Source organism: Methylobacterium sp. J-001 (genome assembly GCF_022829565.1).
Lineage (GTDB): Bacteria > Pseudomonadota > Alphaproteobacteria > Rhizobiales > Beijerinckiaceae > Methylobacterium.
In genome coordinates, this window is the sequence record NZ_JAKSYN010000028.1 from 64,612 (window position 1) to 87,989 (window position 23,378).

At 68.4% G+C, this 23,378-nt stretch carries 24 protein-coding genes; 16 read left to right on the forward strand and 8 right to left on the reverse strand.

The annotated features are described in order from the left end of the window. Positions 1-9 precede the first annotated feature (9 nt). Both MKK65_RS02205 and MKK65_RS02210 read left to right on the forward strand, forming a co-directional pair. On the forward strand, positions 10-1,380 hold the full coding sequence (locus MKK65_RS02205; RefSeq protein ID WP_243954930.1) for an FAD-binding oxidoreductase: 1,371 nt from the start codon (positions 10-12) through the stop codon (positions 1,378-1,380). A gap of 47 nt (positions 1,381-1,427) precedes the next feature. Further along, entirely contained in the window at positions 1,428-1,706 is a 279-nt protein-coding gene (locus MKK65_RS02210) for a DUF167 domain-containing protein (protein ID WP_409565351.1), read from the forward strand. 168 nt (positions 1,707-1,874) lie between these two features. Here MKK65_RS02210 and MKK65_RS02215 read toward each other — a convergent pair whose 3' ends face one another. The 3 genes from MKK65_RS02215 to MKK65_RS02225 all read right to left on the reverse strand — a co-directional run bounded on the left by MKK65_RS02215 (position 1,875) and on the right by MKK65_RS02225 (position 4,069). Continuing rightward, positions 1,875-2,105 carry a hypothetical protein gene (locus MKK65_RS02215; RefSeq protein WP_243954934.1) on the reverse strand — a complete coding sequence of 77 codons (231 nt, stop codon included), beginning with the start codon at positions 2,103-2,105 and terminating at the stop codon, positions 1,875-1,877. A gap of 108 nt (positions 2,106-2,213) precedes the next feature. After that, a complete protein-coding gene (locus tag MKK65_RS02220) occupies positions 2,214-3,143 on the reverse strand; it encodes a 3-keto-5-aminohexanoate cleavage protein (RefSeq protein ID WP_243954936.1) in 930 nt (309 codons plus the stop codon). A gap of 2 nt (positions 3,144-3,145) precedes the next feature. Then, a complete protein-coding gene (locus MKK65_RS02225) occupies positions 3,146-4,069 on the reverse strand; it encodes a 3-hydroxyacyl-CoA dehydrogenase (protein ID WP_243954938.1) in 924 nt (307 codons plus the stop codon). A gap of 151 nt (positions 4,070-4,220) precedes the next feature. On the opposite strand from MKK65_RS02225, the gene MKK65_RS02230 reads away from it, so the two are divergent. The 5 genes from MKK65_RS02230 to MKK65_RS02250 all read left to right on the forward strand — a co-directional run bounded on the left by MKK65_RS02230 (position 4,221) and on the right by MKK65_RS02250 (position 10,429). Beyond that, on the forward strand, positions 4,221-4,922 hold the full coding sequence (locus MKK65_RS02230) for a GntR family transcriptional regulator (RefSeq protein WP_243954940.1): 702 nt from the start codon (positions 4,221-4,223) through the stop codon (positions 4,920-4,922). A 73-nt stretch (positions 4,923-4,995) separates the two neighbouring features. Continuing rightward, entirely contained in the window at positions 4,996-5,763 is a 768-nt protein-coding gene (locus MKK65_RS02235) for an SDR family oxidoreductase (protein WP_243954942.1), read from the forward strand. A gap of 90 nt (positions 5,764-5,853) precedes the next feature. Continuing rightward, complete coding sequence (locus MKK65_RS02240; RefSeq protein ID WP_243954944.1) at positions 5,854-6,588, forward strand: SDR family oxidoreductase; 735 nt, start codon at positions 5,854-5,856, stop codon at positions 6,586-6,588. A gap of 200 nt (positions 6,589-6,788) precedes the next feature. Continuing rightward, complete coding sequence (locus MKK65_RS02245) at positions 6,789-9,689, forward strand: FAD-binding and (Fe-S)-binding domain-containing protein (RefSeq protein WP_243954946.1); 2,901 nt, start codon at positions 6,789-6,791, stop codon at positions 9,687-9,689. Positions 9,690-9,748: 59 nt separating this feature from the next. After that, complete coding sequence (locus MKK65_RS02250) at positions 9,749-10,429, forward strand: GntR family transcriptional regulator (protein WP_243954948.1); 681 nt, start codon at positions 9,749-9,751, stop codon at positions 10,427-10,429. On the opposite strand, the gene MKK65_RS02255 is transcribed toward MKK65_RS02250, so the two are convergent. The 3 genes from MKK65_RS02255 to MKK65_RS02265 all read right to left on the reverse strand — a co-directional run bounded on the left by MKK65_RS02255 (position 10,405) and on the right by MKK65_RS02265 (position 12,115). Continuing rightward, entirely contained in the window at positions 10,405-11,076 is a 672-nt protein-coding gene (locus MKK65_RS02255) for a class I SAM-dependent methyltransferase (protein ID WP_243954950.1), read from the reverse strand. The two genes, MKK65_RS02250 and MKK65_RS02255, sit on opposite strands and share 25 nt — an antisense overlap. A 48-nt stretch (positions 11,077-11,124) precedes the next feature. Continuing rightward, positions 11,125-11,346, reverse strand: coding sequence for a hypothetical protein (locus MKK65_RS02260; RefSeq protein ID WP_243954952.1), 222 nt, complete (start codon positions 11,344-11,346; stop codon positions 11,125-11,127). 115 nt (positions 11,347-11,461) lie between these two features. Continuing rightward, a complete protein-coding gene (locus MKK65_RS02265) occupies positions 11,462-12,115 on the reverse strand; it encodes a GntR family transcriptional regulator (protein WP_243954953.1) in 654 nt (217 codons plus the stop codon). 195 nt (positions 12,116-12,310) lie between these two features. Between MKK65_RS02265 and dctP the strand changes: the two genes are divergently transcribed. From dctP to MKK65_RS02285, 4 genes are all read left to right on the forward strand, one after another. Then, positions 12,311-13,333 carry a TRAP transporter substrate-binding protein DctP gene (dctP, locus tag MKK65_RS02270; RefSeq protein WP_243954955.1) on the forward strand — a complete coding sequence of 341 codons (1,023 nt, stop codon included), beginning with the start codon at positions 12,311-12,313 and terminating at the stop codon, positions 13,331-13,333. Next, positions 13,330-14,022 carry a TRAP transporter small permease gene (locus MKK65_RS02275; RefSeq protein WP_058192120.1) on the forward strand — a complete coding sequence of 231 codons (693 nt, stop codon included), beginning with the start codon at positions 13,330-13,332 and terminating at the stop codon, positions 14,020-14,022. Before dctP ends, MKK65_RS02275 begins: the two co-directional genes overlap by 4 nt. Further along, on the forward strand, positions 14,019-15,371 hold the full coding sequence (locus MKK65_RS02280; RefSeq protein WP_243954957.1) for a TRAP transporter large permease: 1,353 nt from the start codon (positions 14,019-14,021) through the stop codon (positions 15,369-15,371). The genes MKK65_RS02275 and MKK65_RS02280 overlap by 4 nt, the downstream gene beginning before the upstream one ends. A 73-nt stretch (positions 15,372-15,444) precedes the next feature. Beyond that, on the forward strand, positions 15,445-15,711 hold the full coding sequence (locus MKK65_RS02285) for a hypothetical protein (protein WP_243954959.1): 267 nt from the start codon (positions 15,445-15,447) through the stop codon (positions 15,709-15,711). A gap of 270 nt (positions 15,712-15,981) precedes the next feature. Here MKK65_RS02285 and xth read toward each other — a convergent pair whose 3' ends face one another. Beyond that, positions 15,982-16,776 carry an exodeoxyribonuclease III gene (gene xth / locus MKK65_RS02290; protein WP_243954961.1) on the reverse strand — a complete coding sequence of 265 codons (795 nt, stop codon included), beginning with the start codon at positions 16,774-16,776 and terminating at the stop codon, positions 15,982-15,984. 96 nt (positions 16,777-16,872) lie between these two features. On the opposite strand from xth, the gene MKK65_RS02295 reads away from it, so the two are divergent. From MKK65_RS02295 to glpX, 3 genes are all read left to right on the forward strand, one after another. Beyond that, positions 16,873-17,559, forward strand: coding sequence for a ceramidase domain-containing protein (locus MKK65_RS02295; RefSeq protein WP_243954963.1), 687 nt, complete (start codon positions 16,873-16,875; stop codon positions 17,557-17,559). A 112-nt stretch (positions 17,560-17,671) separates the two neighbouring features. Then, on the forward strand, positions 17,672-18,988 hold the full coding sequence (locus tag MKK65_RS02300; RefSeq protein WP_243954965.1) for a homoserine dehydrogenase: 1,317 nt from the start codon (positions 17,672-17,674) through the stop codon (positions 18,986-18,988). A gap of 144 nt (positions 18,989-19,132) precedes the next feature. After that, positions 19,133-20,116: a class II fructose-bisphosphatase gene (gene glpX, locus MKK65_RS02305; RefSeq protein ID WP_243954967.1), complete on the forward strand. Its 984-nt coding sequence runs from the start codon at positions 19,133-19,135 to the stop codon at positions 20,114-20,116. 25 nt (positions 20,117-20,141) lie between these two features. On the opposite strand, the gene MKK65_RS02310 is transcribed toward glpX, so the two are convergent. Continuing rightward, the gene (locus MKK65_RS02310; RefSeq protein WP_243954969.1) at positions 20,142-21,086 is read right to left on the reverse strand and encodes a L,D-transpeptidase; all 945 of its coding nucleotides are present in this window, start codon (positions 21,084-21,086) and stop codon (positions 20,142-20,144) included. Between the two features lie 334 nt (positions 21,087-21,420). Here MKK65_RS02310 and MKK65_RS02315 point away from each other — a divergent pair, with 334 nt between their 5' ends. Further along, a complete protein-coding gene (locus tag MKK65_RS02315) occupies positions 21,421-21,690 on the forward strand; it encodes a hypothetical protein (RefSeq protein ID WP_243954971.1) in 270 nt (89 codons plus the stop codon). A gap of 394 nt (positions 21,691-22,084) precedes the next feature. Beyond that, complete coding sequence (locus tag MKK65_RS02320; RefSeq protein ID WP_243954972.1) at positions 22,085-23,329, forward strand: nitrate/nitrite transporter; 1,245 nt, start codon at positions 22,085-22,087, stop codon at positions 23,327-23,329. Positions 23,330-23,378 lie beyond the last annotated feature (49 nt).

Sequence of the window (23,378 nt, forward strand, 5' to 3'; positions counted from 1 at the left end):
AACGAGCCGATGACAGAAGCCGCCCCCATCCTCGCACGTCTGTCCGACATCGTCGGGCCGTCCGGCCTCGTCACCGGCGAGGAGTTGCGCGGCCGCTCGGCGAACTGGACCCGGCCGACCGAGCCCTGCGCCGCGCTCGCCTTGGTCCGGCCGCGGAACACCGCCGAGACCAGCGCCGTGATGGCCGCCTGCCACGCCGCCGGAATTGCCGTGGTCCCGCGGGGCGGCGCCACCGGCCTGGTCGACGGCACCCTGTGCACGCCGGACGAGATCACCCTGTCCACCGAGCGGATGACCGGCATCGAGCCGGTCGATCCGCTGGGCATGACCGTGGTGGTCGGCACCGGCGCCACAATCGAGAGCGTGCAGAACGCCGCCACGGAGAACGGCCTGTTCTTTCCGCTGGATCTCGGCGCCCGCGGCTCGGCCACGATCGGCGGCGCGATCTCGACCAATGCTGGCGGGCTGCGGGTGCTGCGCTACGGCATGATGCGCGAGATGGTGCTGGGTCTGGAAGCGGTGCTGGCCGACGGCACGGTGGTCTCGTCCATGCGTCCGCTGATCAAGAACAACACCGGGCTCGACCTGAAGCAGGTCTTCATCGGCACCGAGGGGACGCTCGGCATCGTCACCCGCGCCGTCTTGCGCCTGCGCCCGGAGCCGGCCGGCTACGCCACCGCGCTGATCGCCTGCCCGGGGGTCGATGACGGCGCACGGGTGCTGCGCGCCGCACAAAGCGCGTTCCAGGGGCGCGTGTCCTCCTTCGAGGGCCTCTGGCCGGACTTTTATAAGCTTATGACGGCCCCCGGCCGGGCGACGCCTCCGCTGAGCTACGACTACCCGTTCTACGCCATCATCGAGGTCGAGTGCGTGCCGGAGGAGGCGGACCGGTTCCTCGGCCTGCTTGAAGGCCTGATGGGCGAGGGCACGATCCTGGACGCGGCCGTGGCCTCCTCGGAGGAGCAGCGGCGTGGGATGTGGCGCATCCGCGACCGGGTCGAGCACCTGAACGCCGACGGAATCGATCGCGCCTTCGACGTCAGCGTGCCGCTCTCGAAGATGGACGGCTACGTCCGCGGGGCGCTGGACGGTCTCACGGCGATCCCCGGCTGCCGGGCCGTCGTCTACGGGCATATCGGCGACAACAACCTGCACTGGAACACAACCCGCCTCGACGCCGCCGGCAACGCGGCCATCGACGCCGCGATCTACGCGCCGCTCGCCGAGCTGAACGGCTCCGTGTCTGCCGAGCACGGGATCGGACTGGAGAAGCGCGGCAAGCTGCCCCTGTCGCGCTCGCCGGAGGAGATCGGCGCCATGCGGCTGATCAAGCGCGCGCTGGATCCGGATAACCGGCTGAACCCGGGCAAGATTTTCTGAAGGCGTGTGCGGTGGCACGAGTTCCATCGGAGACGGCGGTCAAACCGCTGCGGCTGACCGTCCGGCTAACCCCGCGCGGCGGACGCGACGCCGTGGAAGGCTGGATCCGCGATGCGGATGGCGCTCCGTGTCTCAAGGTGCGGGTGGCCGCCCCGCCTGTCGACGGCGCCGCCAATACGGCGCTCGAGCGGTTGATCGCCGGCTCTCTCAGGATTGCGGTGGGCGCCGTCCAGATCGTTGCCGGCCATCAGAGCCGGGTGAAGCGCCTGGAGATCACCGGCGTGGACGATGAGGCCGTTGCCAAAGTTTTTGGTATGCCGGGATAGATGCCCCATCCATTTCCGAATGCGAAGAACGCCATCGGCCCTCACCGTCATCGCGATCGAAGCGACCCAGGGTAACGCGCGATCACAGAACGTGGCGCAACACTGGGTCGCTTCGCTTCGCTCGCGATGACGGCGCACGGCGAAAGGACCGTCGGCACGCGAGAGCGCTCAAAGTACGATGGCTTCAGCGATGAGGTCGAAGATATCGTCCAACATGTCCTTGGGATGAAGCGGCGCGAGCGTCGCCATAAGCATACTGAGCTGAATTGCTGGCTGGATGGCAGGATTACCGTCAAGCCGCGGCGCAATCATCACTTCCTTCTCGGGAAGTTCTAAGTCCCGCTTATGACGATCGGATCGGATACGCCTCTTTAGGATTGCACGCACGCTGTGCTTCACGGAAACCTCCCGAGCACACACCGCGACGTATGCCGGCATTGGAGGGTCCACAAGCGCCCTTTCCCCGGTCACAGTTGAATCAACGATCCATCTCGGCCCGAACGCTCCTCAGAACGCGACCTTATCCCCGCCCTTCAGCGCCAGCATCTCGCGTGCCTCGTCGGGTGAGGCGACCGCAAGGCCCAGCCCCTCAATGATGGAGCGGACGCGGCGTACCTGCGCCGCGTTGGTCTCGGCGAGCTTGCCGGGGCCGTCCCACAGGCTGTCCTCCAGGCCGACGCGGACGTTGCCGCCCATTGCGGCGGCCATGGCGGCGATGTTCATCTGGTTGCGGCCGGCCCCCAGCACCGACCATTGGTACTGATCGCCGAACAAACGGTCGGCGGTGCGCTTCATGTGCATCACGTCGTCGGGATGGGCGCCGATGCCGCCTTGCAGGCCGAACACCGTCTGGATGAACAGCGGCGCCTTCACCAATCCGCGGTCGAAGAAGTATTTAAGATTGTAGAGGTGCGCGGTGTCGTAGCACTCGAACTCGAACTTCGTGCCGTTCGGCGAACAGGTGGTCAGGATGTGCTCGATCTGGCCGAACGAGTTGCGGAAGATGATGTCCTTGTTGCCGAGATAGTCACGCTCCCACTGGTGCTTCAGATCCTTGAAGCGGTCGAGCATGCCGAACAGGCCGAAATTCATCGAGCCGAGATTGAGCGAGGCGACCTCCGGCTGGAAGGTCGCGGCCGGGCGCACCCGCTCCTCGATCGACATGGTCGGCGCGCCGCCGGTGGTGAGGTTCACCACGCAGCCCGAGCGCTGCTTGATCACCGGCAGGAACTTGGCGAACGCCTCCGGCGACTGATCGGGCTGACCGGTCTCGGGATTGCGAGCGTGGAGGTGGACGATGGCCGCCCCGGCCTCGGCGGCACCGATGGCGGCGTCGGCGATCTCCTCCGGCGTCACCGGGAGGTGTGGCGACATGCTGGGCGTGTGAATCGCACCGGTGACGGCGCAGGTGATGATGACTTTCCGCTTGGGGGCCATGCTCAATCCTTCCGTGAACGCTTGTGGGCCCGCAGGGCCGCGAGCCGGGCGTCCCGGTGGCGCATGCGGGCGGGGAGATCCGCGGGCGCCCGCCACTGCGCCAGGATCGCCTCGGTGGCCGGCGCCTCGTAGACAGCGGGCGGGGCCGGGTCGGCGGCGAGGCGCTTGTAGAAATCGGTGTAGCGCGCGCAGTAATCGGCGATGCCGCCGGGGGCGTTCAGCTCGATCGTCTCGAATGGCCCCATGAAGCTCCAGCGCAGGCCGAGCCCATCCGAGACGGTCTTGTCGAGATCCTGCGGCGTGACGTAGCCCTCCGAGGCGAGGCGGAACGCCTCGGCCAACAGGGCGCCCTGGAGCCGGTTGAGGATGAAGCCCTCGATCTCCTTGAGGACGGTGATCGGCACCTGCCCGATCGTTTCGTAGGTTTCCCGGGCGCGTGCGAGAGCGTCGGTGCCCGTCCAGGGCGCCCCGGAAATCTCCACCAGCGGGATCAGATGTGGCGGGTTGACTGGATGGCCGATCAGGCAGCGCCCGCGGCCGGGCAGATCTTCCGTGAACAGCGAGCAGCGGATCGCCGAAGAAGACGAGGCGATGACCGCATCCGGGGGTGCCAGCGCGTCCATCTCGGCGAACAGGGCCCGCTTCACATCGAGCCGTTCCGGCCCGTTCTCCTGAACGAAGCCGACGCCGTCGAGACAGGCAGCGAGGCTTTCGGGCGCCCAGATGCGATCCGCCGCCCCTTGCGGATCCGGACAAAGCCCATGCTCGGCCAGAGTCCTCAGGCCCTCGACACAAAGCGGGATCGCGGCCTCGGCGACGTCGTCCACGGCATCAAACAGCCGCACATCCCAGCCCGAGCGGGCGAAGATCATCGCCCAGGCTCGGCCGATCAGGCCGGCGCCGATGATCGCGACGCTATCGGTCATAATCACAAAACCTTCCGCCGCAGCTCCTGATCCTCGCGCGGCTCACGCGGCCCACTAGGCCGAGCATTCTCGATGAACTCAGGCAGCTCTCACTCAGACTGTGATCACAGATCACTAGCGCGATAGTGCCGGATTCGTCTAGTCTCGGCATATGAGTTCCACGTTGGCCCTGGCCGGACTGCCTCAACTCGATCGGCGCACCCTCGCCGACACCGCCTACGAGGCCCTGGCGGATCTCCTTGCCGCCGGGCGGCTGGCGCCCGGCGACCGTCTGTCCCTGCGCCAGAGCGCGGCGGCGCTCGGCGTCTCGGTGATGCCGGTGCGCGAGGCTGTGAGCCGCCTCGTGGCCGACGGCGTGCTCGAAGTCGCGCCGACTCGCGCGATCCGTGTGCCGATCATGACCGCGCGGGATTTCCGGGCGCTCGCCGAGACCCGCATGGCGATCGAAGGCATGGCCGCCGCCCGCACCGCTGAGCATCGGAGCAAGGCCGACCTCGCCGCGATCCGCCGGGCCGAGGCGGCGTTCCGGGCCGAGGCCGAGTCTGCGGAGCCCGATCGCACCCGTGCGGTCCGGCTCAACCGCGACCTGCATTTCGCGATCTACGCCGCCTGCGGGCTGGCGCCGCTCCAAGAGATCATCGCCCGGCTGTGGCTGAAGGCGGGGCCGGTCATCAACCTCGACCTGCGCGCCCATCCCGAGCGGCTGCTCCAGGGCTTCGCGCTGCGGCGACATGCCGAGGCGCTGGTCGCGATCGAGGCCCGGGACGGGCCCGCCGCCGCCGCAGCCCTGGCTTCCGATATCCGCGAGGCGGCAGATTTCATCCTGTCCAGCGGGGGTCTTCGGGACGCGTAGTTTTGGTGCCCATCGTCCGCGTCAGCAAGGCGGCAAGCGCCTTCGGGACGATGCTTAGGGCGGGAGGAACGATATGGATCTCGGAATCGCCGGCTTACGCGTGCTCGTAACGGCAGGCGCCGCCGGCATCGGACGCGGCATCGTCGATGCGTTCCTGGAGGAAGGGGCGCGGGTCTTCGCCTGCGACATTGACGAGGCGGCGCTGGCGGCTCTGCCCGCGGAGGTCGGCCGCAGCCGGACCGACGTCGCCGACCGGGAGCAGGTCGCCGCCATGATGGATCAGGCCGTCGATCACCTCGGTGGCCTCGACGTGCTGGTGAACAATGCCGGCATCGCCGGGCCGACCGGGCGGGTCGAGGAGATCGCCCCCGAGGGGTGGGACCGCTGCCTCACGGTTTGCCTGACCAGCCAGTTCAACTGCGCCCGGCTCGCCGTGCCCTACCTGCGCGCGAGCAGCAACGGCTCGATCGTCAACCTGTCCTCGGCGGCCGGCAAGTTCGGCTTCGGCCTCCGCAGCCCCTACGCGGCGGCGAAATGGGGCGTGATCGGCTTCACGAAGTCCCTGGCGATCGAGCTGGGCGAGGCCGGCATCCGGGTGAACGCGATCCTGCCCGGTCTGGTCGCGGGCGATCGCCAGCGCCGAGTCCTGGAGGCCAAGGCGCAGCAGCAGGGTACGAGCTTCGCCGAGATGGAGGCCCGCGCCTTCTCGTTCGTGTCGGTGAAGGACTACGTCACCGCCCGCCAGCTCGCTGACCAGATCCTCTTGCTCTGCTCGCCCCGGGGCCGGACCATCTCGGGGCAACCGATCTCCATCGACGGCGACACCCGGATGCTCTCGTAAAACTCGATACCACGGGTTCCGCCGCGGCGCCGATCGCGGCAGACTGAGACCCAAGCCGCACGACGATCGCGCTGAGGGGAGGATCGGAGCATGCGTCTCGCGGGCAAGACAGCGTTGGTCACGGCCGCAGGCCAGGGCATCGGCCGGGCCAGTGTCCTGGCGATGGCGCGTGAAGGCGCGCAGGTGCTGGCCACCGATGTCCGGGCGGAGGCGCTCCGGACCTTCGACGGGGTGGAGAACGTCACCACCGCACCCCTCGACGTGCTGGACCGGGCGCAAATCGAGGCGGTAGCCGGCGGGCTCGACCGGATCGACGTGCTGTTCAACTGCGCGGGCTACGTCCATGCCGGCACGGTGCTCGACGCCAGCGATGCCGATTTCGACTTCGCGGTGAACCTCAATGTCCGGTCGCAGTTCTGGACGATCCGCGCGGTCTTACCGCGGATGCTGGAGGCCGGCGCCGGTAGCATCGTCAACATGGCGAGTGTCGCCGGGTCGCTGCGCGGCCTCCCGAACCGCTTCGTCTACGGGCTGACCAAAGCGGCCGTGATCGGCCTGACCAAGTCGGTGGCGGCGGATTACGTCGGCCGCGGAATCCGCTGCAACTGCGTCTGCCCCGGCACGGTCGACACGCCCTCGCTCGCCGACCGGATCAACGCGTTCGACGATCCCGCGGAGGCCCGCAAGGCCTTCATCGCTCGTCAGCCCATGGGCCGGCTCGCGAAGGCCGAGGAGATCGCCCCGCTGGTGGTCTTCCTGGCGAGCGACGAGGCCGCGTTCGTGACAGGCCAGAGCTATTCTATCGACGGCGGCATGACGATCTGACGGTCCGCCCGACGGGGCTAGCCGGAGTCGATTGATCGTCCACATCGCCGGTGCGGCACGACCACGGCTTTCCCGATCGTGAATTTTGAATACAATCCTTCCAATGGGCGGGGACGCGCCCGCGGGAGGGATCGGCCGTGACGCAAGCCAAGGCTCGGAGTGCGGTGTCGCCGCGCGCGGCGGCGCGTCACGATGGCGGAATGGCCCGTAAGCTCGCGGAGCAGCTTCAGGGCGAGGCGCGCTTCGACGCGTTCACCTGCGGCCGCTACAGCACCGATGCCTCTATCTACCAGATCATTCCGGCCGGCGTGGTCCTGCCGCGCACGGCCTCGGACATCGCGGTCACCCTACGGATTGCGGCCGATCACGGCGCGCCGGTGATCCTGCGCGGGGGCGGCACCTCGCAGAACGGCCAGCCGATCGGCTCGGGGCTGGTGGTCGATTGCGCGCGCCACTTCAACGGCGTCCGCGCCTATGATCCCGAGGCCGGGACGATCACGGTCGAGCCCGGCATGGTGCTGGAGCGCCTGAACACCCGGGTGAAGGCCGATGGCTGGTTCTTCCCCGTCGAGCCCTCGACGGCGACCCGCTGCACCATCGGCGGCATGGCCGGCAACAATTCCTGCGGCGCCCGCTCGCTGCGCTACGGCAAGATGAGCGACAACGTCCTGGCGCTGGACGCGCTGCTACCCGACGGCGAGGCGTTCGGCTTCGGCCTGACCGGCAACGCGACCACCGGCGTCACCGGCTCGGCGCATGCCGAATCCCTCGCCGAGCGGATGCGCGCCCTCGCCCTGCTCCATCGCGACGAGATCGAAGCCCGCTACCCGAAGGTGCAGCGGCGCGTGGGCGGCTACAACCTCGACGCCCTGGTTGAGCCGCGTCCGAACCTCGCGCATCTGCTGGTCGGCTCGGAAGGGACGCTCGCCGCCACCACCTCAATCACCCTCAAGCTGTCGCGCCTGCCGGCGCACCGGGTGATGGGTGTCTGCCATTTCCCGTCCTTCCGGGCGGCTATGGAGACGACGCAGCACATCGTCGCCCTCGACCCCGTGGCGGTAGAGCTGGTCGACAACAACGTGCTGGTGCTGGGCGCCGACATCCCGCTGTTCCGGGCGACGCTGGCAGACATCACCCGCGGCAAGCCGAACTGCCTGCTGCTGGCGGAGTTCGCCGGGGACGATCTGGCCGCCCTGAAGCGCGACCTGAAGCGGCTCGACGCCTGCATGGCCGATCACGGCTTCGCGGATGCGGTCGTCGAGATCGTCGAGCCGGCCCGCCAGCGCTCGGTCTGGGAGGTGCGCGAGGCCTGCCTCAACATCATGATGTCGATGAAGGGCGACGCGAAGCCGGTCTCGTTCATCGAGGATTGCGCGGTGCCGTTGGAGCACCTCGCCAACTACACCGATGCGGTGACCGAGGTGTTCACCAAGCACGGCACCCGCGGCACCTGGTACGCCCACGCCTCCGTGGGCTGCCTCCATGTCCGCCCGATCCTGGACATGAAGGAGGGCGGCGACGTGAACCGGATGCGCGCCATCGCGGAGGAGACCTCCGAGCTGGTGCGCCGCTACAAGGGCTCCTATTCCGGCGAGCACGGCGACGGCATCTCGCGCTCGGAATACATCGCGCCGCTGTTCGGCCCGGTCCTGACCCGCGCCTTCGAGACCGTGAAGGACGCGTTCGACCCGGAGAACCGGCTCAATCCCGGCAAGATCGTCCGGCCGCTGACCATGGACGACCGGAGCTTGTTCCGGTTCAAGCCCGATTACGCGGTGATGGAGCCGCTGAAGCCCGCCCTCGACTGGTCGGATTGGGGCGGCTTCGGCTCGGCCGTCGAGATGTGCAACAACAACGGCACCTGCCGGAAGCTCGCCGGCGGGGCGATGTGCCCGTCCTACCGCGCGACCCGCGAGGAGGAGCATCTCACCCGCGGCCGCGCCAATACCCTGCGGCTCGCCATCTCCGGCCAGCTCGGGCCGGACGCCTTCACCAGCAAGGCGATGAAGCGCACCCTCGACCTGTGCGTCTCCTGCAAGGCCTGCCGTCGGGAATGCCCGACGGGCGTCGACATGGCCAAGATGAAGGTCGAGTTCCTGCACCACTACCACGCCCGCCACGGCCTGCCCCTGCGCGACCGGCTGATCGGCCTGATGCCGCATTACGCCGGCATCGCCGCCAAGCTCGCGCCGCTCCTCAACCTCCGCGACCGGCACCCGACGCTGGCCGCCCTATCGGAGCGGATGGTCGGGCTCTCGGCGAAGCGCTCGCTGCCGCGCTGGCGGCGTCCCTGGAGCGAGCAGGGTGAGGCGGCCCACCCCAAAGACGTGACGGGGGATTTCCGTGACGTCATCCTGTTCGGCGACACGTTCAACCGCGCCTTCGAGCGGGAGAACTTGGAAGCGGCCGAGCGGGTGCTTCAGGCCGCGGGTTACCGCATCCACCGGGTCTATCCGAACCGCGGGCGTCGGCCACTCTGCTGTGGGCGGACCTGGCTTGCCTCGGGCCAGACCGACCGGGCCCGCGCCGAAGCGCGCCGGACCCTCGACACGCTCCTGCCCTTCGTCCGGGCCGGCGCCCGGGTGGTCGGCCTGGAACCGTCCTGCCTTCTCACCTTCCGTGATGAGTTCTCGGCCTTGCTGCCGGGCGACGAGGCTGCGCTTCTCGCCAAGCAAGCGTTCCTATTCGAGGAATTGCTGGCCGGCGACCTGGCGGCGGGCCGGATCACGCTGCCGCTGGTGGATCAGGGCGGCCGCGTGGCGCACCTGCATGGGCATTGTCACCAGAAATCCTTTGGCGTGATGGGCTCGGTGGAGACGGTGCTGCGAACCGTCCCGGGCCTCGACGTGCGTGTCATCGAATCGAGTTGCTGCGGCATGGCGGGGGCGTTCGGCTATGGCGCCGAGACGATCGAGACCTCCTTGGCCATGGCCGAACTGTCTCTATTCCCGGCGTTGCGGGCGGCCGCCCCCGGCGATCTCGTCGTGGCCGACGGCACGAGCTGCCGGCACCAGATTCACGACGGCCTCGGCATCCGCGCGGAGCATGTGGTTCGCGTTCTCGATGACGCGCTCGTGCGCACGGCGCCGCCTCGACACTGAATTGCCGGGCACCTACACATGCACTCAGGTTGCTTTGACCGTGCGTGCACTCTGGGCCCATGAACAAGATCGACCCCGGCATCGGAATTAGCCGTCGCTATCTCCACGACGAGGTGGCGGACCGGATGCGTGAACTGATCCGCTCCGGCGAAATGGAGCCGAAGGCGCGCATCAACGAGGGTGAGCTGACGGAGCGGTTCGGAATCTCGCGCACGCCGCTCCGGGAGGCGATCAAGATCCTGGCGACCGAGGGCCTGCTCGAGCTTCTGCCGAACCGCGGTGCCCGGGTCGCCAGCATTTCCGAGACCGAGCTCGAGGAAATGATGGAGGTGATTGCCGCGCTCGAGGCCACGGCCGGCGATCTCGCCTGCCGGACGATCTCGGAGGCCGAGATTGATGCGATCGAGGCCGATCATCGGGCCATGGTGGCGGCCTGGAAGGCCGGCGACGAGGCTGGCTATTTCAGCCACAACCGGCGGATCCACGAAGGCATCATGGCGGCGAGCCGCAACGGCATCCTGGTCAACATCTACGAGGGCCTGTCCGGCCGCATCCAGCGGTCGCGCTATTCGGCCCACCAGACCCCGGACCAATGGGCTCGCGCCGTGTCCGAGCACGAGCACATGATCGCGCTGCTGCGCTCCCGGGACGGGGGCGCCCTGGCGATCCTGATGCGCGAGCACATCCGCGGGAAAAAGCCCGTGATTGCAGCGACTTATGGGGTCGCGGAAGCCGGCTGAGCGGTCATCTCGAACCAGAACGAGGCACCCGGCGTGCGGGAATCGTTGGGATAGAGAAACGGGATGTCGGGGCCCGGACCACGGGCGGCGAAGACCGCTTGGATCCGGGCGCGCATCGCCGGTTCCTGGCAAAGGTACATGACCGGGACGGTCACCCGGAACGGCGGCGCACCGCACATCAGCATCGCGGCCAGCAGGTACTGCTCGTTGTAGAGACGACAGTTCCACGCGGCAGGGTAGTCATCCGGGATGAAGATGTCGTGGATTTGCACGATCACACCCGGCGCGAGACGCGGCATCACTTCGAAGAAGAACACCGTCACGTCGGAATTGGCGAAGGATCGGTGCGATCCGTCGAAGAACACGATGTCCCCGGCGCGCAACTCGTCGAAGAGTTTCAGATCACACCCTTCGAGTGGACTGCGAAGAGTCCAATCGCAGATCGCATCGATCTCACGCCGGGGCATCGGGTCAATCGAGGTGATTGTCGTCGGCAGATTCAGCGCGTCGATCGCGTAGCGGGCAAAGCAGGTCGAGCACCCGGATCCGATCTCGAGATAGCGGGCCGGCCGCTTCCAGGCGAGCAGGGTCATGAGCGCTGCAGCGTCGAGGGCGGTGAACCAGGTGTTGTTCCAGTGCGGCGTCACCGAGCCGGTCGCTCCCGCTTCGTGCGGAACGCTGTGGAGCAGATCGACCTAACTCTCCAGCGCATCGAGGAACGATCCGTAGGCGGCGGTTTCCCGGGCCAAGACCGACCGCAGGTGACCGTGCGGCGCGCTGCCGGGGGTCCAGCGGGAGGATGGCACCACCGGGTGATAATCGTGAACCGTGTGGCTCCAGCGGAACGGTTCGGTGCTGGCCCGGAAAATATCGACCCCGGCGCGGCGCCCGGCGCTTCTCACGATGTCCTTCAGCATAATCGTCCTCGATTCCAGAGGGCGACCATGCCGATTACTCAACTTCTAGTCGAGTCAGAACCCGGAGCTACGCAATCCCCGCGCGTATCGCGGTTAAGCGGCGCTTGCGGCCCGGTCAGGCCGCGTTCGATGCCCGGAGGCCGGCGACGAGGTCGGTGAACCGGTCGCCCTGAACGATGACGTGGCTGCGCAGGGCCTCGGCGGCACCGGCTTCGTTCCCGGCCACGATCGCGGCGACGATCGCCTCGTGCTCGGCGAGCGATTGCGGCAGCCGCTGCCGGACCCGCAATTGCAACCGCCGGTATGGTGCCAGCCGACGATGCAGCGACAAAGCCTGGTCGGCCAAGAAGGCGTTGCGGCTGGCCCGGTAGACCACCGTGTGGAATACGTAATTCTCGGCGTAATAGCTCTCGGTATCCGCCTCGGCCATCGCCGCCTTGCAACCGGCCAGCGCCGCCTGCAGCGCCTCGGCATCCTCTGGCACGAGGCGGCGCGCGGCGAGCCGGCCGCACGCGGCCTCGATCTCGGCCATGGCCTCGAACATGGCGAGCAGCAGGTGCGGCTCCGGGGCGCTGACGATGGCGCCGCGCCGCGGCTTGGTCTGGACCAGGCCGGTGGCCGCCAATTGCAGCAGGGCCTCCCGGATCGGCGTGCGCGAGACCCCGAAGCGCGCCGCAAGCTGGTTCTCGTCCAGGCGTGAGCCGAGGGCGAGTTCGCCCGAGACGATCTCGTCCTCGATCCGCTGGCGCAGACGCTGGGCGTGACTCATGCCTCCATCCCTCCGCGCCGACAGATCAGCGCTGCATCTGCCCGATTCCTGGCTCGCCGCCGGGCTTGATGCCCATCACATATGCTCCACCGTTGACAAAATATACAAGACGGTTTTTCTTGCATACAAGCGCTGTTGATCAGTATTGCGGCGCACAAAATGGACGCTGCTCGTATTGCGGCGCGGGAGAGAGCTATGACGCCGACACGTCGCACGCTGGTCGCGGCCGCCCTCGCGGCGCCCGCCATCCTGAGGTTCGGTCTCGGCGCCGCCCAGGCTGCCACCGTCCTCAAGCTGTCGCACCAATTCCCGGGCGGTACGATCGACGAGGGCGATTTCCGCGACCGCATGTGCCGGAAATTCGCTCAGGCGGTCGGCGAGCGCTCCAAGGGCGCCCTGGAGGTCCAGGTCTATCCCGGCTCCTCGCTGATGAAGACGAACGCCCAGTTCGGCGCCATGCGCAAGGGCGCGCTCGACATGTCGCTCTATCCGAGCCCCTACGCGGGTGGCGAGGTGGCGGAGCTGAATATCGGGCTGATGCCGGCGCTCGTGACCTCCTACGCGCAGGCCGTGGCCTGGAAGACCGCGCCGGTGGGCCGCAAGCTCACCGAGCTGCTGGAATCCAAGGGCATCGTCCTGGTCTCGTGGGTTTGGCAGGCCGGCGGCGTCGCCAGCCGGGATCGGGGATTGATCGCGCCAGCCGACGCCAAGGGGATGAAGGTCCGCGGCGGCTCCCGCGAGATGGACCTGATGATGAAGCAGGCCGGCGCCGCGACGCTCTCGATCCCCTCGAACGAATCCTACGCGGCGATGCAGACCGGGGCGTGCGACGCGGTCATCACCTCGTCCACCAGCCTGATCTCGTTCCGGCTGGAGGAGCTCTCGAAGGCGCTCACCTCCGGCCGGGAGCGCTCCTACTGGTTCATGCTCGAGCCGATCATGATGTCCAAGACCGTGTTCTCCGGCCTGCCCAAGGACCAGCAGGGCCTGATCATGGCCGTGGGGGCCGAGCTCGAGGCCTTCGGCCAGGCCGGCGCCAAGGAGGACGATACCCGCGTCGAGGAGATCTTCTCCAAGGCCGGCGCCAAGGTCTCGCAGCTCGACGATCAGGTGCTCGGCCAGTGGCGGGAGATCGCCCGCGAGACCGCCTGGAAGGATTACGCCGGCCGTAACGCGACCTGCGCGGAACTGCTGAAGCTTGCGGAGCAGGTCGCGTGAGCCACGGCTTCGACGCGGCCACCGCGATCCCGGACGCGAAGGGCGCCGAGGAGCCCCGGCTCCCCGGCCTGCTCGGGCTCTTCGACCGGACGCTGCGCGGCATCAACCGCGTGATCCTCGGCCTCGGGGGGCTCTGTCTCGTCGGTGCCTGCCTGGTGCTGAGCCACAGCGTCGTGGTCCGCTACCTGTTGAAGGAACCGACCGACTGGCAGGACGAGATGGCGGTCTTCCTGATCGTCGGGGCGACCTTCTTCTCGGCCGCCGGAGTCCAGGCCAAGCGCGGCCATGTCGCGATCGAGGCCCTGACCGGGCTGCTGCCGCCTGCGGTCAACCGGGTCCGTCTGCTTTTCGTGGACGTCGTCAGCCTCGCCTTCTGTGCGTTCTTCGCCTGGAAGAGCTGGACCCTCGACCACGAGGCCTGGGTCGACGGCCAGACCTCGCAGTCGACCTGGGGGCCGCCGCTCTGGATCCCCTACACGCTGATGGCCGCCGGCATGAGCCTGCTGTGCCTCCAGTTCGTCCTGCAGATCGCCGAGGCCCTGCTCTACGGGCCACGGGCGGCGGGCTGGGCCAAGCCGAAGATCGGCATCGGTGCCGACGTCAACAGGGACATGCACGGTGCGCCGGGGGTCACGCCCCAGGGGCCCGATCCGATCGGCCGCACGGTCGACGCGAGGGTGAAACGATGAGCACGGCGGCGATCGGCTTCCTCTACGCGGGGGCCACCCTCGGGGCGATGCTGTCGGGCATCCCCATCGCGTTCGCGCTGGGCGCCGTGGCGCTGGCCTTCATGGTCGTGTTCATGCCGGCCGCGTCCCTCGATACGGTGGCCCAGAACGTCTACGAAGAGATGGCCTCGATCACCCTGCTGTCGATCCCGCTGTTCATCCTGAAGGGCGCGGCGATCGGCCGGTCCCGGGCGGGGCAGGACCTCTACTCGGCGATGCATGCCTGGATGCACCGGATCCCCGGGGGGCTCGGCATCGCCAACGTCTTCGCCTGTGCGCTGTTCGCCGCCATGGCGGGCTCGAGCCCGGCGACCTGCTCGGCCATCGGTTCGGCCGGCATCCCGGAGATGCGCAAGCGCGGCTACTCGCCGGGCTTCGCGGCCGGGATCATCGCGGCCGGCGGCACCCTCGGGATCCTGCTGCCGCCCTCGATCACCATGATCCTGTACGCGGTCGCCTCCGAGCAGTCCCTCGGGCGGCTGTTCCTGGCCGGCATCGGGCCGGGTCTGTTGCTGGTCGCCCTGTTCGCGGCCTGGTCGATGTACCGGTTCCGCTCGGAATTCGCCGCCGCCAAGGCGGTGCTGGAGCGCGGCGGCCCGGCCTCGCCGATCCTGGCCGACGAGCAGTACAGCATGGCCCAGCGCTTCTCGACGCTGCCGCGGGTGCTCCCCTTCGTGATCCTGCTCACCGGCGTGATGGTGGCGCTCTACGGCGGCTACGCGACCCCCTCGGAGACGGCCGGTCTCGGCGGCCTGCTGGCGCTCGGCCTGATCGCCGCGATCTACGGCGTGTGGCGGTTCCGGGACGTCAGCCCGATCCTGATCGCGACGCTGCGGGAATCGACCATGCTGATGCTGATCATCGGCATGTCGCTGCTCTACGCCTACGTGATGAGCTACTTGCACCTGTCGCAATCGGCCGCGGCCGCGATCGTGGCGATGCAGCTCTCCCCCTGGGTGCTGCTGGTGACGATCCTCGCCCTGGTGATCGTGCTCGGCTTCTTCCTGCCGCCGGTCTCGATCATCCTGATGACCGCGCCGATCATCCTGCCGCCGCTCAAGGCCGCGGGCTTCGACTTGGTGTGGTTCGGCGTGGTGATGACCATCACCATGGAGATGGGCCTGATCCACCCGCCGGTGGGCCTGAACATCTTCGTCATCAAGAACATCGCCCCCGACATCCCGCTCTCGGACATCATCTGGGGCACCCTGCCCTTCGTGATGCTGATGGCGGTGGCGATCCTGATCCTCTGCCTCGTGCCGGGCATCGCCCTCTGGCTGCCGGACCTGCTGCTGGCGACGACGCGGTAGGGGGCGGCCTTTCCCTCGAGCGGCGGCGCCGGTAACCTTGGCTGCGTAACCGGCGCCGCCGCCCTATCTATCGATGATGACCGACCTTCAGACCATCCAGATGCTGCACACGGCGAACGTGATCGCCGAGGACGAGATCGATGCCAGCGTCGAAGCGTTCCTGAATGGCGCGGTGACCGAGCCGTACCGCTTCCGCAGCGGCCACCGGCTCAACCTCATCAAGGCGGTGCGCAGCCATCCCGGCGCGCAGGAATTCGTCGGCCGGGCGAATGTCGGCACTCAGCTGAAGCGGCCCTTCGTGCGGGCGGCGATCCTGCAGGCGCGTCCGCTGAAGATGTGAGACGGGAGCCGGACGTGGAAGGGCGTTCAGCCTGATACTTCCACCCGTGCCCGCACGCTGCGATGCCGGGCAATCGAGAGCCGCTGGCGCGGGCCTCTCGGCACGAGAGTTGGGATTCCAAAGACCGGTCGAACAGGCGCGCGGGGACCCGTATCGGGGCCTCCTGCAAGGTGGCATGACGGGCGCTATCGCCACCTGCTTCCCGTGCGCCATCCATCTGCTTTCGAACCGAGGCGGCGCGACCGACAGGCCCGTGATGCGGCTTCGGCCCTACCCTGGCGTCAATTCCACCGTCACCGGCACGTGATCGGACGGCTTGTCGAGGCCCCGCAGGTGCTTCTGCACGGCGGCCGAGACCAGGCGGTCGGCAGCCTGGGGGGAGAGCAGCAGATGGTCGATGCGGATGCCGGCATTCCGCTGCCAGCAGCCGGCCTGATAGTCCCAGAAGGTGTAGAGGCCGTCCCGCGGGTCGCAGGCGCGCAGGCCGTCGGTGTAGCCCTCGGCCAGGAGCGCGCGGAACGCCGCCCGGGTGGCGGGCAGGTACAGCGCATCGGAGCGCCACGCCTCCGGGTCGGCCGCGTCTGTGGGCTCGGGGATGACGTTGTAGTCGCCCGCCAGCACCACGGCATGCTCGTCCTCCATGAGGGTGCGGGCGTGGAGCCGCAGCCGTTCCAGGAAGGCGAGCTTGTAGGGGTATTTCGGGCTGTCCACCGGGTTGCCGTTCGGCAGGTAGATCGAGGCCACCCGCACCGGCTTGGTGTCGGCGCCAGAGATCAGCGCCTCGATGTAGCGGGACTGCTCGTCGGACTCGTCACCCGGCAGGCCGCGGCGGATCTCGGTCATCGCCAGCGGCGCCCGCACCAGCATCGCCACGCCGTTATAGGCCTTCTGGCCCAGGGTCTCGACCGCGTAGCCGGCACCTTCGACCTCGGCGCGGGGGAACGCGTCGTCCTGGCACTTCAGCTCCTGCAGGCAAACCACGTCGGGTTTTGCCTCGTCGAGGAAGCCCAGCAGATGCGGCAGCCGCTGCTTGATCGAGTTGACGTTCCAGGTCGTGATCCGCATCGCCTCGCTTCCGGTCGCCGCCTGGCCGTCATCCCCGCTTCGCGGCGCGCTGACAAGGCCATCACCGCGCAAGATTGGGGAGGTATGGACACCGGGATGACGATGGGGTGGTTCGAGCCGGTGATGGCGTACTGCGAGCGGACCGGGCCGGGGTTCTGGGCCGAACCGCTCAACGCGGCGTCGAACGCCGCCTTTCTGCTGGCGGCTGCGGCCGCCGCACGCCGCGCCCGCGCCGCCGATCCGCCCGATCGCGCCTGCCTCGGACTGGCCGGGCTGATCGCCCTGGTCGGGATCGGTTCGTTCCTGTTCCACACCTTGGCGGTGACCTGGGCGATGTATGCCGACATCATCCCGATCACGGTCTTCATCGTCGCCTACCTCGTCCTGGCGCTCCACCGGTTCCTGAAGCTGCCCCGCCTCCGGGTGGAGGCAGCGACTGCCGGCTTCATCCTGTTCAGCTTCACCCTGGTGCCGACCCTCGACGGGCTGACCGGGTCCGACATCTCCGCCCGCACCAACGGCTCGATCGATTACCTGCCGGCCGCTCTGGCCCTGTTCACCGTGGCGGCGCTCGATCGTCCGGAGACGCGGTTCGTCGGCACCGGCCGGCGACTCGTTGTCGTGGGCGTGCTGTTCCTGATCTCGCTCACCGTGCGCACCATCGACCAGGTCGCCTGCGCGGTGCTGCCGACCGGGACGCACGCGCTCTGGCATCTGCTCAACGCCCTCGTGCTCTACGCCCTCGTCGCCACGGCGATCCGGCACCGGGCCGTCGCGGGCTGAGCGGGAGATCGATCCGGGACCCGCGGTTTTCTTGCGGGCGGGCCGGAATTCTTGCAGAGATGCGGCGCATCGGAGGCCCGGTCGTCTGCGGGGCCCCGGCACGGAAGGAATCATGACAGTGAGCTACCGCATCGGCGTCGCCGGGCTCGGCACCGTCGGCGCGTCCGTCGTCCGGATGATCGCCCGCCGCCGTGACACCCTGCTGGCCTCCGGCCTCGACATCCGCGTCGCTGCCGTGTCGTCCCGCGACCGGAGCCGCGACCGCGGGCTCGATCTCGCCGGGGTGACCTGGTTCGACGATCCGGTGGCGCTGGCGCGCTCGGGCGACGTCGACTGCGTGGTCGAGCTGATCGGCGGCGCCGAGGGGCCGGCCAAGGCCGTGGTCGAGGCGGCGCTCCAGGCCGGCAAGACCGTCGTGACCGCCAACAAGGCCCTGCTCGCCCGCCACGGCGCGGCGCTGGCGGCCCTCGCCGAGGCCAGCGGCGTCGCGCTCGCCTACGAGGCCGCTGTGGCCGGCGGCATCCCGGTGATCAAGACCCTGCGCGAGGGCCTGCCCGGCAACGCCGTGGCGCGCGTCTACGGGATCCTCAACGGCACCTGCAATTACATCCTCAGCCGCATGGAGCGCGAGGGCCTGACCTTCGAGGCCTGCCTCAAGGATGCGCAGGCTCTGGGCTATGCCGAGGCGGACCCGACCTTCGACGTCGAGGGCTTCGACACCGCCCACAAGCTCGCGATCCTGACGAGCCTCGCCTACGGCACCGCCATCGACGCCGAGGGCGTCTCGGTGGAGGGCATCTCCCGGGTGCAGCCCCTCGACCTGCGCATGGCCGACGAGCTCGGCTACCGGATCAAGCTCCTCGGCGTCGCCCAGGCCTCGGAGGCCGGGATCGAGCAGCGCGTCCACCCGACCATGGTGCCCAAATCCTCCGCCATCGCCCAGGTGATGGGCGTGACCAACGCCGTCACCATCGACGCGGATGCGGTCGGCGAACTGACCCTGATCGGCCCCGGCGCCGGAGGCGAGGCGACCGCCTCCGCGGTGGTGGCGGACATCGCCGACGTCGCCCGCGGCATCGTGCGCCCGACCTTCGGGGTGCCGGCTTCGGCGATGCGCGCCAGCGAGCGCGTCGAGATGCAGCGCCACGAGGGCGGCTATTACATCCGCCTCACCGTGCACGACCGCCCCGGCGTCGCCGCGGGCGTGGCCCAGCGGATGGCCGAGCGGGAAATCTCCCTGGAGAGCATCTTGCAGCGCCGAACCGAAGGCGCCGGATCCGATCCGCGCGGCCGCTCCGGACGCCCGGTTCCGCTGGTGCTGATCACCTACGCGGCCACCGAGGGCACGATTCGCGCCGCCCTCGACGCGATCGACGCGGATGGCTTGTTGGCTGAACCACCGCAGGTGATCCGCATTGAACGGGAATAAGAGTGCATCAATTGGGCAGAGTGCCTAAATCTTGATGCAAGATAAGTGTTAAAGAAGCGCCAAGCGTAGGCTGATTGGTGTCGGTCGACGACGATCAAGGCGGGATCCGACCTCAAGATCGGGCCCGGACACAGGCAGGAAACGATGGCCGTGGCCCCTAAGACTGACCCGCGTGGCGTCCCGCGCACGCTCGCCCTCGAACTCGCCCGCGTCACGGAGCGGGCCGCCATCGCGGCGGCGCGGCTCCGCGGCAAGGGCGACGAGAAGGCCGCCGACCAAGCGGCGGTCGACGCGATGCGCGACGAGCTCAACGGCCTGCCGATCCGCGGCACCGTGGTGATCGGGGAAGGCGAGCGGGACGAGGCGCCGATGCTGTTCATCGGCGAGCGGCTCGGGCAGGGCGAGGGGCCGGAGGTCGACATCGCGGTCGATCCGCTGGAGGGCACGACGCTCTGCGCCAAGGACATGCCCGGCGCGATCGCCGTGATGGCCATGGCCGAGCGCGGCTCCCTGCTGGCCGCGCCTGACGTCTACATGCAGAAGATCGCGATCGGCCCGGGCTACAAGCCGGGCATCGTCGATCTCGACGCGAGCCCCGCCGACAACATCGCGGCGCTCGCCCGGGCCAAGGGCGTCGAGCCCGATCAGATCACCGCGCTGATCCTCGACCGCCCGCGTCACGCGAATCTCGTCGCCGAGGTTCGGGCCGCGGGCGCTGCAGTCCGGCTGATCTCGGACGGCGACATCGCCGGCATCATCTTCACGGCGAGCCCCGCCGAGACCGGTATCGACATCTATCTGGGAACCGGCGCCGCCCCCGAGGGCGTCCTGGCCGCCGCGGCCATGCGGTGCATCGGCGGCCAGATGCAGGGCCGGCTGATCCTCGACACGCCCGAGCGTCGCCGCCGCGCCGCCGAGATGGGCATCGACGATTACAACCGGAAATACGATCTGGTCGATCTCGCCAGCGGCGACGTGATCGTGGCCGCCACCGGCGTGACCGATGGTGCGCTCCTCCGCGGCGTCCGGTTCCGGCCGGACCGGATCCAGACCGAGACGGTGGTCTACCGCTCGGAAGCCGGCACGGTCCGGCGAATTCTCGGGGAGCACCGCCGCGGCGTGGCCTGACGGCGCTCCCGATCTTTCGAAAGTATCAGTTCAGGACGACGACCTTCGAGCCGACATTGACCCGGCTGAACAGGTCGATCGCATCCTGGTTGATCATCCGGATGCAGCCTGAGGACACGCTCTTGCCGATCGAGAACGGCTCGAGGGTGCCGTGGATGCGGAACAGCGTGTCCTTGTTGCCCTGCCAGAGATACATGGCGCGGGCGCCCAGCGGGTTGCGCAGGCCGCCTTCGACGCCCAGACCGCTCTGGAGCTTGTCGACCTCGCTGGCGAGCTTCGGGCTGCGGGCGATCATCTCCTTGGGCGGATACCAGTCCGGCCACGCCTGCTTCGAGTTGACCGTCGCGTTCCCGGACCAGGAAAACCCTTGCTTGCCGACGCCGACGCCGTAGCGGCGGGCACGCCCGCCCTGCTCGACCAGGGTGAGCTGGTGCGCGCGGGGATCGACGATGATCGTGCCCGGCTCGTAGGGGCCGTTATAGGCGATCTCTTGCCGGAGGAAGGCCGGGTTCATCTTCTTGTAGTTGAAGGCTTGGACCGGGAACACGTCGTCCTGGATCGGGCCATAGGCCTTGGCGTAGTCGATTGGCCCATCATCGGGGGCGCGGAGCACGGCCTTCGCCTTGGCGGCCTCGATGGGGGAGAGCCCCTCGGCCGGCGGCGCTCCGGCAGCCCGGCGGGGCGGCGCGGCCGGATCGTCATAGTCCGGCGCGTAGACCGGGGCCGCCTGCGGAACCGACGCGGCCGGGGGTGCCGTGCGGACCACCGGGGGACGGCCGGTATACGGCAGGTAGCGGTCGCCACGGCGCACGTAAAACGCACCGTTCTGGTCCTGATAGAGCTGGCCGTCGTCGCCGAACCCGTCGATGCCGGACGCGGCGACCGGGCCGCGGCCCTGTGCGTGGGCTGTGGAGGCGAGCGCCAGGACGGTGAAGCCGGCCAGGAACAGGCGGCGGATCGGGGCGGACATGGTTCGGTTTTCCCTGGATGGCGCGGCGTCACCGGATACTTGCGGCGGCGCGCGATCGAGCAGGCCAACACGAATACAAGGCCACGCTCATTCCAGGCCTTAGCAAAGATCGCGCGGCACCGCCAAGTTGCATAGGTCCCTTATGACCGTCGTCTGATGTCTCCCCCGGTACTTCTCCTCACCTGTGTTGCGTTCCTGCCTCAACGCATGACCCGTCCGTTCACCCTGCCGCGTGAACGGACGGGACGGCACGGGTTTCAAGCCGGATCGCGCTTGCGCCAGTCGGCAACCTCCGGTTGATGCGGTCCCTCGGCATCTTCGCCGAGCGAGGGTCTTGATCGTGCGCGCAAGCGTTTTACGGGGTGCTGCTCTGCTCGCCGCCGCCCTGGTTGTCAGTGCGCCCGCCGAGGCCCGCCGCGCCGGGACGGCCGGACCCGCCACAATGGTGGAATCGCCCAAGATCGTGGAGCCCGCCAAGGTCGTGGAGCCCACCGGAACCTGGACCTCCGGCACCCAGCCCGAGCGCGATTGCGGCCGGGCCCGTCGCAAGTTCTGGCTGCCTCAGGAAGGCTGGATCGTCCGCACTGTCGTATCGTGCCGGTGAGCGCGACGCTTCCAGGCCGCGCCCGATTCCCAAGCAGTGCTGCCCGGATGAAGGGCAATCTTTCTTCCAGATAACATTGAGTCACGAGATAAGCGCTGCCACCCGCATCGTCATTGCGAGCGTAGCGAAGCAACCCAGGACAGCGCGCCGTCTCAGAGCGTAGCGTTTCCTAGGTTGCTTCGCTGCGCTCGCAATGACGGTGTGGGTCGATCGACGGCCGTGCTCGTCACCACCCCGATCCCCCCAAAAACTGGCACGCATGCTGCATTGCCCGCCTCGTCGCGCCAGCTGCGGCGGCGGAGCAACGGCGCTCCAAACAGCGGACGGTGTGAGTCCGGATCCCCGGCATGAGCGACCGCGTGACGGTTCGCCTCTCTCAAGACGAGCACCAGCTATGGCGAGCTTCAAGACGGCGATGAAGTCGGGTCACCCCCCGACGCTGTTCGCAGCATTCCTATACTTCGATTTCTGCTTCGCCATCTGGGTCCTGAACGGCGCCATGGGCCCGTTCATCACCGAGACCTACAAGCTCACCCCGGCCCAGACCGGTTTCATGATCTCGCTGCCGATCCTGGCCGGGGCACTGATGCGCTTCCCACTCGGGATCCTGGCCCAGTATATCGGCCGCAAGAACGCTGCGATCACGGAGATGACCGTGATCATGCTGGCGATGGCCTACGGCTTCTTCGCGGTCTCCTCGTATAACGACGTGCTCGCCATGGGCGTGCTGCTCGGCATCGCCGGCGCGTCCTTCGGCGTTGCGCTGTCCCTCGGGTCGGGCTGGTTCCCGCCGGAGCACAAGGGTCTGGCGATGGGCATCGCGGGCGCCGGCAATTCCGGGACCGTCCTGGCCGTGCTTTTCGCGCCGCCGCTGGCACAAGCCTATGGCTGGCAGACCACTTACGCCTTCGCGGGCGTGGTGATGCTGATCCCGCTCGTGGTCATGATCGTGTTCGCCAAGGAGCCGCCGGACAACGCCCACCAGTCGTTCAAGCAGCACATCTCCTGCCTGTTCACCAAGGACGGCTGGGCCTTCTCGCTGATCTACGTGATCACCTTCGGCGGCTTCGTCGGGCTGTCGAACTTCCTCCCGACCTTCTTCTACGAGCAATTCTCCGTGACAAAGGTCGAGGCCGGGCGGCTGACCATGCTGGCCGCCTTCATGGGTTCGGGCATCCGGATCGTCGGTGGCTACTTCGCCGACCGGATGGGCGGGATCGCCGTGCTCTCGGTGGTGCTGCTGGCCGCGATCGCCACCTTCCTGTCGCTGATGGCGACGCCCTCGCTCGCCGTGACGACGCTGCTGTTCATGCTCTGCTTCGCCGCGCTCGGCGCCGGCAACGGCGCGCTGTTCCAGCTCGTGCCCCTGCGCTGGCCGACCAACACAGCGGTCGCCGGCTCGATGATCGGCGAGGTCGGAGCGCTGGGCGGCGCGATCCTGCCCAACGTCATGGGTCTCTCGAAGCAGTATACCGGCTCGTTCTCAACGGGCTTCATTGGCTACGCGGTGTTCACCGCGGCGGTGCTCGGCTGCCTGATGTTGTGGCAGCGCAAGTGGGTCGGCAGCTGGGTCGGCCCCCGCGGCAAGGCGTTGGGCACCGAGACGGAGACCGGCCAGCTTCAGCCCGCAACCGTCTAAGCGCCGCCTCGACAGTCTGGAAAAACCGAAACGGGAGCCTCACGGCTCC